We start from the raw sequence: 13,901 nt of genomic DNA on the forward strand, positions 1-13,901 counted from the left end.
TTAATAATAATTACCATTTTACATCAAACAAGCATTGCATTATATATTAAATGTAATAAAATAGGATACGCTAGCTTTCCTGTTTTATAATAAATGAATCCGGCAATTAATCCGAAAGGAAATCTAAGCACAAGATTGTCTACAAAGCTATTACCCATATGTGTTATAAAAGCAAAAACCATTGCCGCTATTACAATGACAATATAATCATTCCTGAATATTTGTCTTAATTGGGTAAAAAGAACGCCCTTACTCCAGAACTCCTCACAAAAAGCAATCGGTATGTTCTGCATAAGGGCAAAGACAATATCGCCTCCTAAAAATATTGTTTTTACTATTATAAGAGATACAATCAAAAGACCTATAATTATACCATCCATCGGTAAATCAATAACTAGCCCTAAATCAGATAAATTACATACCTCTTTATCATTTTTGCGTAAATAAATCACCGGGAAAATTACCATTCCAATAATCATACTTGTCCAAACGGTAATCAAAGCGGAGAAGTGACCATATCGTAAATCGCCGATAAGAAGATCTATTATTAAACCTGCAGCAAGTGTTAAAATAACCGGAAATACAGATAAAACAACAAAATTTATATATAACTTCTCCTTATCTTCCTTAATTTGATTCATTGATCTCAATCCTTTATAACAAACTATTTATTTTATTATTAATCAACGTATCAACGTATCAACAAAACTAAACATAATCATTGAATAAAACTATTAAAATGAAGAGTCTTGAATGGTAGCTTTTATCTGACCAGTTACATCTAGATCAAAATAATGAATTATATTTTAAGTACCTTATTAATATAAATCTAACAAATAATTAGAAGCCCCACGCCCAACTTGGACCATAGCTAACACTAACAAGTACCACGCCTACAGAAACACAGTTACCAGATTTAGTAAGTTTTGAGAATAACATAGTAAATTCCTCCATTCACACAGTATTACTACCATTCAAGACCTTATACACATTCCTTGTGAACATAAACGCCACAAAGAGTATGTTCAAAAATATAAACTGAATAATCTTATCAAATACTACACATATTCATCTTGAATGACTTATAATAATTCATCAAGTACTAAGAAATAACTGATATACGTTCAATTTTAAAATAAAGTGTCTCGGATGCCAGCGCTCATTTAATCAGTAAATCTTAAAATAAATCACTATAAGTCTTAGTTCATCAAATAGATTAAATGGGTTGACAGTTAGAAACCCCATGCCCAACTTGGACCATAGCTAACAGCAAAAATACCTATACCAACAGAAACACAGTTACCAGATTTAGTAAGTTTTGAGAATAACATAGTAAACCCTCCATTCACACAGTGTTCTAGCACCCGAGACCTTATATGCATATTCTTTATGAACATAAAGCTCACAAAGAGTATGTTCAAAATAATATGAGATAAATAATTTTGCTACTCAATAATTTCTTATACCTATAGCAAACCATTATGTGCTAAGAGTTAAATCGATATCCTTTAAAGCCATATAATAAGATGCCTTGGATGTTGGCTCTCATTCAATCAGTAAACTCGTTAGAATAATAATTCACTAAGCCTTACTTCAACTAATCAAATAAGTTTAAATACATCCTTCTTAGCCAAGCCAACGTACGCCATAGCTAATGATAATAAGGCCATAATTAGTAGAGAAACAGTTACCAGATTTAGTAAGTTTTGCGAATAACATAATAAACCCTCCATTCACACAGTGTTCCATCGTTCAAAACTTTATGCATATCCTCTCTAAATATATGATTCACAAAGAAATATATGCAAAAGATTATTTGATGAAAAAATTATAGGCAACGACACCATCTTGGTCCATAAGTAACTTGCACAAAAATGCCACCAGTAATACAATTACCGCCACCAATATGTTTTGCAAATAACATAGTAATCCTCCATTCACACAGTGTTCCACCATCCAAGGCTTTATGCATATTCCTTGTAACCGTAATACTTACAAAGAAATATGTGCAATAATATTATCAGCCGAAAGAATTATAAGCAACGACACCAACTTGGCCCATATGTAACATGTACTAAAATTCCAGGAACCGAAATACAGTTACCGCATTTAAAAAGTTTTGTGAATAACATAATAAAAAACCTCCATTTACACAGTATTCCACCATTAAAGGCCTTATGTATATTCTTTGCGCGTATGTATAACACACAAAAATATATGCTGACATATTATGAAACAGCCCTTTGCCCGGTGGTCATGAGTAATGCAGGTTTATTATCTACCAGTTATTAAATTTAATCTCCGTTTTAGTTCAATGTATGAAATACATCGTTTATGCTTCTACCGAGAACTATGGCTATATCATTAGCTAATTTTAAACTAGGGATCGTTTTTCCATTTTCAATGCTATTAATTGTCGCTCTAGTAACACCTACTTTTTCCGCTAATTCATGCTGAGATAAGCCCAACATAGTTCTATAAAGCTTAATTTTATTTGCCATTTCTCCCACTGCTCCCTTTTACTCGTCCGTCGTTTCGAAATAATTCTATCTACTATTTCAAAACAGACTTCAACACTCTTGCATTTAATACAACACGCCTTACATACAACACAACACGGCTTACAATCGGTACAACACGTCTTACATTCGATACAACACGTCTTACATTTACTACAATAGAATAAAATTTGCATCCAGCAAAGCACATTGTACTCTCAGTTAAATTAAATTTACTTTTAGTAAATTTTAATTTACTTTATGTAAAATTTACTTTACCTTTTGTTAAGTTGATTATACAGCTTTTGTTTTTATAATGCAAGCATTAATTTAAGAATTTATTATTTTTTAGTCAAATAAAAGAAAACATCTATCTAAACATCTATAGATAAATGCTTTAATTATTAAATTGTACAACAAATTTACATTTTTCACCATCCTATTTCAACATAAAATTGCACCTTCAAAAATTTAACTTACTTTTGAAGGTGCAATTTACAATTTAACTAGAATAGTGGATCTGAATATTGTCGAATTTCATATTACATTTTAAGCAATTTAACATATTTAATTTTAAGTAAAATACTCATCAGATGATTTCTGTCATCTAAGCCATAATCAACCGATCCACAAAGAACCACAGCACAACGATCGTACAGATAATTCCTATGATAAGGTTCATTGTCGGCGATGCGTCTATAAGACCCATCTCATGCGCCATTCGTTTCGTCATCCGCATATAGCCGGTCGGCATACCAAATCGATTCTCTGTACTTTCACCGGGCAGAGCCATCAGAATAAAGAAAATCACCGTCCCTATTAACGGTATAATATTAATAAACACAAAAATGCCCGAACGTCCTTGATCATGAAGACGACGGACAGCAACGGCAACGCCGGGAATTGCTACGGCCACGGATATAAGCACTAACAGTACTAATCCTAACCCTACGCCGACGATGCTGGATAATGGACTAATATAACTTAAAAAAGCACAGATAAAGAGAGTCGCCACAAAGAGCAGCTGATACATCAAGAAAAAATGCCAGTATTCACCACGACTTGCACGGCCTTCAAAATCGGCATACTTATAAATGAGACATCTCTTACAATTCTCAATCAATCCTAAATTATATTTATCTAACGAGGTTGATACATTATGAATACGACCGCAGTATGAACAGTATGAGCCGCTATTCAACCCCTCGTGTCCACAATATGGACACATCCTCATGGATAACTCCTTTCTTCGACAATTCATATATTTGTATATGAACAGACTATACTTATAGATATATACGCACATTATAGTAAGGGAATCATATTTGATTTCCTTACAGGACGACTTTAATTTCATCTTATATTCATCTTACTACAAAGTCTTATATTGTCTATAAAGGAGTTGTTAAACTTTCATAAATTAATATAAACTCACCGATTGTATTGAACAGCTATTATCTGATTGCTAACCACCAGGAACAAATATGTTTTAAAAGCAGTCATTCACGGCATCTAAAAGTAAGCGTTAAGATTAACAAATGCCCAGATCAGCTCGATGACGAACGAAGTCATAGAAATTACCTGAAACAGGAATACCACTGTTCCCATGAGCCAGTCCTGGCGTCGTGTAGGCGTTGCTTCCACCCCGATTGTTTGACTCAATTCAGGCGTCACCGTAATATAACCGGTTCGTTCACCATAGACATTAACGCCTTTATCACCGGGGCGCAATTCATAGGTGAGCAGCATAAATACCCCGATAATCGGAATAAATCCCAATAGCTGTGTCCATCCGCTTCGCCCGATATCATGCATGCGACGCGTCGTGATGGCCAAATTAGGCAATATACAGAGCAGACCCACACCCATGCTGACATACTGAAAGCTCTTGAAAGCCTGGTAGAATCCCATTTCATGACAGAGAAAAAGAAATACCTCCACGATACCTTGCATAATCATGATACACGCTATGAAACGCCAATATTCACTGCGGCTTGCACGGCCTTTAAAATTTACAAAATTCCTGACCCCCAAGAGGAATGCATCGGTGTAATTTAAATCATATATATTTACTGATCGCATAGTTCACCTACTCCTTTTCGGCGGGCTTTACAGAATAAATCACCCACGCCGTTCCCGTATAATACATATTAACAGCCATGCTCTGTCTATTGTCTTTGAAAGTGACAACATAGCCCATATATTCCTTAATCGGTTCATCGTCCTCACTGCGATAGACAAAGTCCAGTGAGATATTTTTCACCGCATAATGCTGCTTATCCACCTTGTTTTTCCATGTCTCAAAATCACCGTATCGCTCCATCTCACGAGGTGCTAATTGACGATATGCCGTCCTGTAATCCCCTTTCGCAAGAGCATCAAAATACAGTTCGACCACCTTGCGTCCGTCCGACGTAGCTTCCGGATTTCTCAATTCTATAGCCGCTTTTCTGGTAAAAGAACTCGGTTGCAATGCGGCATAGGCGGACAACTCCCGGTCATAGGCACGGTCAACGAGAGACATACCTAAATAATTGCAAATAGAACCGACCACCAATAGCGCAATCGTTATAACGATTGGCACATTATGGGCCGCTACACTTTCAGCTCTGAAAATAGTTGCCGAAGCAGAAGAATGTTCAGAAGCGCCTTCTGAAACAGACTCACGTTCAGGAACAAAACCCGGCTCCGAGTTTAGAGCAAATTCAGTATTAGAAGCAGATTTCGCATTAGAAGCGCCAGCAACATTCAAATCCGTTTCGGTATTAAGGGCATACGGCTGGCTTTTCTTACAAAAGAAAAAGATTAACAATAGCCAGCCCAATATAGGCACCAGTATTAAAACAAGCAATTCACGGGAGTTGTTGGAGTCCCGTAATCGCCGTGCCATCAGCATGATCATAGGTAGGCACAAGAGTAATGTCAGGCAGACTAATAAACCTTTTCCAAATCCGACGACATATATAAAATGATTTGGCGTAAAGACGGCCACCAGTCCCATAAGCAAAGTAATGCACCCATATAAAAAGACTATAGAGGCCTTTGTTAGCCAAAAATCCCGCCGATTTGTACGTCCTTTGCTGTTCGCATAATTCAGTACCAACTCATTGTAGAGGATACCATATATGTTCTCTTTCATAATTCTCCTTATATCAATCGCAATACGATATATCCGTATATCAACAAACTCATTTATAAATTAATTTATAACTATTATACTATGTTCCAAGGAAGTAACAAACACTCATCATTTCTTCATCAAATCTGCATATACTATTAAAAAGTTTTTCAAAACTAAAAATTACACAATTAATTTTGTATTTGTATAGGAGAAACATTATGAAAGCTAAATTGATCAAAGCAATCGCCATGTCAGGATTGGCCGCATTTTTAGTTGTCGGCATCGGCTCTAATGTAGCACAGGCAAAAGAATATCGCTATAAAATCGGCGAACCATATGGAGCTCATAAATATAAAGACGGTTCCTACGATGAAAATCACCACCAGCACGGTGAATGGAACAAGCATCATCAAAAGAAAGAACGCAAGGCTAAAAAGAATAAAAAACGGAGAAATTCCTACTGGGGCCAGTTCGATAACAAGAGCGAAGCGGAACGCAGTCACGCTCATATGAGAGCGGAATCTACAAACGGCTGATATTTTTCATATTACTTTCACTACCTTGCATTACATTATAGCTAGTACATGATGTAAATTCCGGATAACACTATGTACTGACTATTAATATTAGAATTTGTAAAATGTAAGGAGACATATTATGAAAGTAAACTTCAAAAAAGCTCTCTTATTAACAACTATGAGTATGTTTTTAACAGCAGGATTGGCAAGTGCGACTGATAAACAACCGTTCGATAATCCGCCACCTCCACAAGAGGTTCAGCAACATCATAAAGAATTAAAGGATCAACCACCTGCTCCAAAACCTCCTAAAGAAAAGAAACACAAAAAAGCAAAAAAGGCGCCTTCCCATCATCAAAATGCACAGGAACAACCGCAACAACCTGATATGCCAAGATAAGGTCTACATAAAAAATCCCTCGATACCGAGGGATTTTTTTATTGCTCACGTACAGCGTTTTTCATTTTTTTGACATACTCAAACAACGCCTCATCGGCTGATTCTCCGTAGTTCTTAATAATCTTAACGATGGCGGAGCCCACGATGGCACCGTCCGAAACGGATGCCATAGCCGCCGCCTGCTCCGGCGTGGAAATACCGAACCCGACGGCAATCGGAATATCCGTATACTTGCGAATCGAATCGACGATAGATTTAATATCCGTCTTGATTTCGCTGCGCATACCGGTAACGCCGAGAGACGATACACAGTAGACAAAACCTTCCGCATCTTTCGCGATCATTTCAATGCGATTTTCAGATGTCGGCGCAATGAGCGATACCACTTCAACACCATATTTATGTGCAATACCTGCCAGCTCACCCTTTTCTTCGTACGGCATATCCGGCACGATGATACCGGCAATGCCCGTTTCTTCGCAGAGTTTAAAAAATGCTTCACGACCGAATACATAAATCGGATTTAAATAGGTCATGAACACGAGAGGCACTGTCACCGCATCATCTCCGGAGCGCAAACGACGCACCATATCAAAGATATCGTTGATTTTTACGCCTGTCGACAATGCACGGGTGCTCGCCTCCTGAATAACGGGGCCTTCCGCCGTAGGATCCGAAAATGGAATACCGATTTCCACCATATCCGCACCGGCCGCAACCATGATGCGAATATAGCGCTCCGTCGTCTCAATGCCGTGATCGCCGGCGCTGATAAACGGGATGAATGCCTTACCCTTTGTGAAAGCGTCTTTTATCTTACTCATGAATATCCACCCCTCTATATTTCGCCATAGCCGCCACATCTTTATCACCGCGACCGGATAAACAAATAATAATGATATCGTCCTTACTCATGGTAGGGGCGATTTTTCGAGCATGCGCCACCGCATGAGCACTCTCGATAGCAGGAATAATACCTTCTAATCGAGATAAGTATTCAAAAGCATCCACCGCTTCATCGTCCGTTACCGGCACGTATTCGGCACGACCGCTATCATGCAGAAATGCGTGTTCCGGTCCGATGCCCGGATAATCAAGACCGGCCGAGATAGAATATACCGGCGCGATTTGTCCGTCCTCATTCTGACAGAAATAGGATTTCATACCGTGAAAGATGCCTACACTGCCCTTCGACATTGTCGCTGCATGTTCTTCCGTATCGATACCGCGTCCGGCAGCCTCGCAGCCGATGAGGCGTACGCTTTCATCAGGAATAAAATTATAGAACATGCCCATCGCATTAGATCCGCCCCCGACACAGGCCATAACAGCGGTCGGCAGTTTACCCTCCGCCGCCAGAATCTGCTCACGCGCTTCACGGCTGATGATGGATTGAAAATCACGCACGATAAGCGGGAATGGATGCGCTCCCATAACGGAGCCCAACACATAATGCGTATCCGCCATGCGGTTCGTCCACTCGCGCATCGCCTCCGACACGGCATCTTTCAATGTACCCGTACCGCTCGTCACGGAATGGACCTTGGCCCCTAACAGCTCCATGCGGTACACGTTGAGCGCCTGGCGTTCGCAGTCCTCTGCCCCCATGAACACTTCACAGTCCATGCCCATCAAAGCCGCTACGGTAGCCGTCGCCACACCGTGTTGGCCGGCACCTGTTTCGGCGATAACGCGGGTCTTACCCATCCGTTTCGCGAGCAGCATCTGACCGAGTACGTTATTCAGTTTATGAGAGCCGGTATGATTCAAGTCTTCCCGTTTAAGGTAGATCTTGGCTCCACCCAAATCCTTCGTCATGCGCTCCGCATAGTACAAAAGGGACGGACGACCGGTATAGTTACGATGTAAATCCTCCAACTCACGTACAAACTCGGGATCGTCTTTATATTTGTTGTACGCCTCTTCCAATTCGATGACTGCATTCATCAATGTTTCCGGCATAAATTGACCGCCGAAGCTGCCAAAATAGCCATGTCTTGCTTGCTTACTCATATAACTTACCTTTCTTGAGACTCATTTATATAGTGATTCAAATTCCAACATAAGATTTCCCTATAACAGGTTCCTCCCATAATAGAATTATCTGAAACTATCATTTACTCTGCTCTATGATGAATCGCATCGTAAACCACCTATACTATATGATACATCTATGTGAACTCCGTGATTAATAGGCGATACGCTTTACCATATTTGTGAAAGTTCTGATTTTTTCCTTATCTTTTACGCCCTCTGTTTCGATGCCGCTGCTGATGTCGATACCATAAGGCCGAACCGTACGAATAGCGCGGGCCACATTGGTGCTGTCGATACCGCCGGCCAGCATGAACGGTCGTTCAAATTCATCTAAACAGGACCAGTCGAACACTTCACCCGTGCCGCCGCGCTCAATCCTGTGATATGCATCAAACAGGAGCATATCCGCACTGCTGTCACTCCATGCCTGTGCATCCTCGGCACTGCGAATCTGAACGGCTTTCCACACCTCCAGGTCTGTTTGTTTCTTCAACGCTTTGATGAAGGATTCATCCTCATCACCATGCAATTGAATAACATCAAGGCCGACCTCGCCGGAGATGCTCACTAGGTTCTCGATGGATTCATTAACAAAAACGCCGACCGTTTTAATACGGAAGTCCTTATTCTCAGCGCTCGCAATACCATCCTGTGCAATAGCGGAAGAATAACTATACTGCTTATGAAGCGCATCCACAATTTCTTTTGCCTGATCAACGGTTACCCGGCGCCGGCTCGGTGCGAAAACGAGCCCCATGTAATCCGGCTTTGCCTCTACAATGGCGGGAATTGTCTTCACATCGTAAATGCCGCACATCTTAACTTTCGGCGTATAGTATGTCGGTCCGTAAAGATACGCCAGTTTTTCAACCTTGTCAGGAGAACGCATGAATGTTTCCCCCATCAACGCGACGCCGATGTTATTGTCCCGCAACACCTGAATGTCTTCGGGCGTTTCAAGGCCGCTTTCAGATACGAAAATCACATCATCCTGCACCAGATTACGTAGGCGCACACTGTTCTGAACGTCCACCGTAAAGTCCTTCAGATTCCGATTATTGACGCCGATGATACGCGCCCCGCACGCAATGGCCATTTGCACCTCATGTTCATCATGAGCCTCCACCAAAGAGGATAACCCCAATGAATCCGCCAGTTCGCGGAACTTCGTCAATGTAGGCACATCAAGACAGGCACAAATCAGAAGGATTGCCGATGCGCCCCATAGCTTGGCCTGATAAATCTGGTATTCATCGATGATAAAGTCCTTACGAAGCACCGGAATCTTAACAGTATTCGCAATTTCCTGCAAGTATCGTTTATCGCCCTTGAAAAAGTCCGGCTCCGTCAGCACGGAAATAGCCGCCGCGCCGGCTATTTCATATTCCCTAGCGATATCCAGATACGGAAAGTGTTCAGCGATGATTCCCTTTGAGGGCGATGCCTTCTTGACCTCACAGATAAAATTAAAATCCTGCTGGCGCAAGGCCGCCTCGAAAGGAAATCCCGTATCCGCAGGCAACGCCAATGCGGCCGCTTTCACGGACTCCGGAGATTCCTCCTGTTTTTCTCGAGCCACCCGAATCCCGGTGGCCTCTACAATTCTATCTAAAATCAACGGTTATACCTCTTGCGTTACTTTCACAAATTGTTCCATCGTCGCCAACGCCTTGCCGGAGTCGATCATGTGTTTCGCCTCTTCGATGCCCTCCGCCAACGTAATACCGTCTTTCGCAAGGTAAATCGCCATGCCCGCATTAAGGAGAACCGCGGTACGCTTACCGCCTTGCTCCCCGTCGAGGACGCGACGTGTAATCTCCGCATTCACCGCTGCATCGCCGCCTTCAAGCTCGGATTTGTCAGCATAGTCAAATCCGTACTCCTTAGGGTCCAGCTCGTATTCGGTGAAAGCACCGTTATTAATTTCGCATACGTACGTCTTATTCGTAGCCGTAATCTCATCAAGCCCATCGAAACCGTGTACTACGGCGCCGCGTTTTACGCCGAGATTGGACAATACCCGTGCCAAAGGCTCTACTAACGCTTTATCATAAACGCCCATCAGTTCAACGGTAGCCCCTGCCGGATTCGCAAGAGGTCCGAGGATGTTAAATACGGTGCGAACGCCCAAGGCTTTACGCACGGGGCCGGCGTATTTCATGGCCTGATGATATACGGGGGCAAACATGAAGCACATATTCGCCTTATCTAACACCTGTTCATTTTGCGCTCCGTCGAGTTCCAATTTAGCCCCCAACGCTTCGATGAGGTCCGCAGCACCGCATTTACTGGATACACTGCGGTTACCATGCTTTGCGACAGGTATGCCTGCAGCGGCAATGATAAAACCGGAGGTAGTAGAGATGTTGAACGTATTCGCTTCATCACCGCCGGTGCCTACGATTTCTACAACCGTACCGTTATGAGGTACGGAACCCGCCTTTTCGCGCATAACCTCCGCAAAAGCGGTCACCTCGTCTACCGTAGGACCTTTGGCCGCAAGAGCACATAAGAAACCGGCCATCGGAATCTCCGATACATCGCCGCTCATAATTTTGTTCATCGTATCCTTTGCAAGGTCGTAAGATAAGTCCTGACCATGCGTTACAGCATATAATGCGTCTTTTATCATGTTTATATCTCCTTTTGGGGATATTTCCAGCAAATTGATACCTATACGAACACAATCCGATAACGATTGGCGCATGACCTCAGCCTCCAGAGGCCACCCACCCCTATTCGGGGCCGCCAAGTCGGCTTCGGCTATACACCAATCGTCCCTATATATAATCATATCAATTTGCTGGAAATATCCCTCATATTAACACTTAACCACTGAACCTGTGCATTGTATGCCGTAACACACAGATTCATTACACCCAAACGACCTTGCAAACATGCGCTTCACCGGGAAAGGCGCTACGCGCCCCTCCCGAGATAAGGGGATCTGATTTGCAATGCCTTAGGCTAAACCGTTTTAGGAACGGCATAAAGGGCGCTCACAAACGACTTAGCGCGCAAAGCGGGTGGCTTTGGAAATCAAAATTTCTTATTCTATGCAAGCAATAAGGTCTTGAGGAACGACTTGGCGGCCCCAAAAGGGGTGGTTGGCCTTCGGAGTTCCGAAAGACCTTATTGTTGCACAAGAAATTATTTCAAAATAGCCCCTAGCGCCGATTTATAACCGTTTTACTTGCCTAAGAAATTGCGAATCATCTGTTCCCCGTTCGGCGTCATGATCGACTCCGGATGAAACTGCACACCGTAAATCGGATAGTCCTTATGTTCCACGCTCATCACTTCGCCGTCCGCTGTAACGGATGTAATGATGAGGTCGCTCGGAATCGTTTCATCAATAATCGCCAGGGAATGGTATCTTGCCACTTCAAATTCTTCGGGCACATCTTTGAGGATTTTTGACGGACGCACCTGTTTCGCTACGCTTTGTTTACCGTGCATCACCTGCTTTGCATAGGACACGGTGCCGCCGAATACTTCACCGATGGCCTGGTGTCCGAGGCACACGCCAAGAATCGGAAATTCCCCTTTGCATTCGCGCAAGAGGTCTTCATATACACCTGCGTCGGCAGGTCTTCCCGGCCCCGGTGAAAGTATCACATGGTCAGGTTTCAACGCTCTTATTTCATCAACCGTCAGTTCATCACTGCGAATCACCTTGATATCCGGATCAATGGATCCTACCAATTGATACAAATTAAAGGAAAAGCTGTCGTAATTATCGATGAGGAGTACCATTATTCCACCTCCTGTGCTGTTGTAATAGCGCTCACCATGGACTGCGCCTTATAAATCGTTTCATTATATTCACTTTCAGGAACGGAGTCACGCACAATACCGGCTCCGGCCCGAACATATACCTTGCCGGCCTTGTTCATCGCCATGCGAATACCGATACATACGTCCATATTACCGGAGAAGTCGATATAGCCTACGGCACCGCCGTATACACCGCGCGGACTCTTTTCGAGCTCATGCAGAATTTCGATGGCACGAATCTTCGGCGCTCCGGATAAAGTCCCTGCCGGCAATGTAGCGCCGATGGCGTCCAATGCATCCTTACCGTCCTGAATTTCACCGCTTACGGTGGAGGTGATATGAATAACGTGAGAGAAACGCCGCAGCATATGTAGAGCCTCTACTTTCACGGAACCGAATTTGGAGATTTTACCCAAATCATTACGGCCTAAGTCGACAAGCATATTATGTTCCGCCAGCTCTTTCTCGTCATTGATGAGTTTTTCCTCGATAGCAAGATCCTCCGCTTCGCTTTTACCACGAGGCATCGTCCCCGCAATCGGGAATGTGTTAAGCGTACCGTCCGTCAGTTTCACCAATGTTTCGGGCGACGCACCGGTCATTTCCACATCGCCGCCGGACAGGTAAAACATATACGGCGAAGGATTCAGCGTACGCAACACGCGATACGCATTCAGGAGACTGCCTTCAAACTTCGCTTCGCGACGATTCGACACAACGGCCTGAAAGATATCCCCTTCCTTGATGTAATGCTGCGTCTTTGTAACGACCGCTTCAAATTCTTCCTTTGTGAACTCTGATGTAAAATCGGACTGCAGCAGGCCCTTCGGCACATCCGCCTCTTTACCATGAAGCACGAGATCTGCCAATGCTTTCAGCTCAAGTTCGGCCTTGTTATAGTTCCGTTCCAAATCATCAGTGCCGATATTGGCGATTAAATAGATTTTATTTTTATAATGATCAAAGGCGATAACCTTATCAAACAGCATGAGATCCACATCGTTGACCATCGCCGGGTCATCGTCCGGAACCGGCACATCCAGGGTCGGCTCGATGTAACGAATATATTCACATGCAAAATATCCTACGAATCCACCTGTGAAAGTCGGCAATTCTTCGAGTCGCGGACTCCTATATTGATGCAGGATGCGACGAATTTCAGCGGCAGGATCCGAACAGGCAAAGCTGCGAGTCGTCCCGTCTTTAATCGTCATTTGATGGTTTTTACAAAACAGCTCAATCTTCGGGTCATACCCCAAGAAGGAATAGCGGCCCCAATGATTGCTGTTATCCGCACTTTCAAGCAAGTACGTATGACTGCTCACCTGTTTTAACGCTTTCAACACGCTAATCGGTGTACGTACATCAGATAAAAGCTCCATGTACACCGGCACGACATCGTACCCCGGTGCGATCGCTTTCACACGGTCAAGAGTAGGAAACATCATAAGAACCTCCATTCGGCATTTGCCAACAAAAAAACTCGCCCATGACAATTGACGTCAAGGACGAGTCTATAGTTCTATCGTTACAATGTAATTGTAGTGCTC

13 protein-coding genes are annotated in these 13,901 nt (G+C 42.9%); 2 read left to right on the top strand and 11 right to left on the bottom strand.

The annotated features are described in order from the left end of the window. Nucleotides 1-23: 23 nt before the first annotated feature. The 5 genes from HMPREF1521_RS04530 to HMPREF1521_RS04550 form a co-directional block, all read right to left on the bottom strand. Nucleotides 24-641 carry a CPBP family intramembrane glutamic endopeptidase gene (locus HMPREF1521_RS04530; protein WP_038116370.1) on the bottom strand — a complete coding sequence of 206 codons (618 nt, stop codon included), beginning with the start codon at nt 639-641 and terminating at the stop codon, nt 24-26. 1,665 nt (nt 642-2,306) lie between these two features. Continuing rightward, complete coding sequence (locus HMPREF1521_RS04535) at nt 2,307-2,501, bottom strand: helix-turn-helix transcriptional regulator (RefSeq protein ID WP_038116372.1); 195 nt, start codon at nt 2,499-2,501, stop codon at nt 2,307-2,309. Between the two features lie 604 nt (nt 2,502-3,105). Then, nucleotides 3,106-3,699 (bottom strand): DUF805 domain-containing protein, encoded by a 594-nt coding sequence (locus tag HMPREF1521_RS04540; RefSeq protein ID WP_232203186.1) that lies wholly within the window; start codon nt 3,697-3,699, stop codon nt 3,106-3,108. Between the two features lie 311 nt (nt 3,700-4,010). Continuing rightward, nucleotides 4,011-4,580 (bottom strand): DUF805 domain-containing protein, encoded by a 570-nt coding sequence (locus tag HMPREF1521_RS04545; protein ID WP_038116377.1) that lies wholly within the window; start codon nt 4,578-4,580, stop codon nt 4,011-4,013. A 7-nt stretch (nt 4,581-4,587) separates the two neighbouring features. Beyond that, entirely contained in the window at nt 4,588-5,637 is a 1,050-nt protein-coding gene (locus tag HMPREF1521_RS04550; protein ID WP_038116379.1) for a DUF805 domain-containing protein, read from the bottom strand. A 200-nt stretch (nt 5,638-5,837) separates the two neighbouring features. Here HMPREF1521_RS04550 and HMPREF1521_RS04555 point away from each other — a divergent pair, with 200 nt between their 5' ends. After that, a complete protein-coding gene (locus HMPREF1521_RS04555; RefSeq protein WP_038116381.1) occupies nt 5,838-6,155 on the top strand; it encodes a hypothetical protein in 318 nt (105 codons plus the stop codon). Between the two features lie 121 nt (nt 6,156-6,276). Continuing rightward, nucleotides 6,277-6,537, top strand: coding sequence for a hypothetical protein (locus HMPREF1521_RS04560; RefSeq protein ID WP_038116382.1), 261 nt, complete (start codon nt 6,277-6,279; stop codon nt 6,535-6,537). Nucleotides 6,538-6,575: 38 nt separating this feature from the next. On the opposite strand, the gene trpA is transcribed toward HMPREF1521_RS04560, so the two are convergent. From trpA to HMPREF1521_RS04590, 6 genes are all read right to left on the bottom strand, one after another. After that, nucleotides 6,576-7,361: a tryptophan synthase subunit alpha gene (gene trpA, locus HMPREF1521_RS04565; protein WP_038116383.1), complete on the bottom strand. Its 786-nt coding sequence runs from the start codon at nt 7,359-7,361 to the stop codon at nt 6,576-6,578. Further along, on the bottom strand, nt 7,354-8,550 hold the full coding sequence (gene trpB, locus HMPREF1521_RS04570; protein WP_038116385.1) for a tryptophan synthase subunit beta: 1,197 nt from the start codon (nt 8,548-8,550) through the stop codon (nt 7,354-7,356). Before trpB ends, trpA begins: the two co-directional genes overlap by 8 nt. Nucleotides 8,551-8,725: 175 nt before the next feature. After that, nucleotides 8,726-10,192 carry a bifunctional indole-3-glycerol-phosphate synthase TrpC/phosphoribosylanthranilate isomerase TrpF gene (gene trpCF / locus HMPREF1521_RS04575; RefSeq protein ID WP_038116387.1) on the bottom strand — a complete coding sequence of 489 codons (1,467 nt, stop codon included), beginning with the start codon at nt 10,190-10,192 and terminating at the stop codon, nt 8,726-8,728. Nucleotides 10,193-10,195: 3 nt separating this feature from the next. Next, nucleotides 10,196-11,206 (bottom strand): anthranilate phosphoribosyltransferase, encoded by a 1,011-nt coding sequence (trpD, locus tag HMPREF1521_RS04580; RefSeq protein ID WP_038116409.1) that lies wholly within the window; start codon nt 11,204-11,206, stop codon nt 10,196-10,198. Nucleotides 11,207-11,763: 557 nt separating this feature from the next. After that, nucleotides 11,764-12,330, bottom strand: a complete 567-nt coding sequence (locus HMPREF1521_RS04585) for an aminodeoxychorismate/anthranilate synthase component II (protein ID WP_038116389.1) — start codon at nt 12,328-12,330, stop codon at nt 11,764-11,766. Continuing rightward, the gene (locus HMPREF1521_RS04590) at nt 12,330-13,799 is read right to left on the bottom strand and encodes an anthranilate synthase component I family protein (RefSeq protein WP_038116391.1); all 1,470 of its coding nucleotides are present in this window, start codon (nt 13,797-13,799) and stop codon (nt 12,330-12,332) included. Before HMPREF1521_RS04590 ends, HMPREF1521_RS04585 begins: the two co-directional genes overlap by 1 nt. Between the last annotated feature and the right edge of the window lie 102 nt (nt 13,800-13,901).

The sequence above is a fragment of the Veillonella sp. AS16 genome, from assembly GCF_000517785.1.
GTDB classification, from domain to species: Bacteria; Bacillota; Negativicutes; order Veillonellales; family Veillonellaceae; genus Veillonella; species Veillonella denticariosi.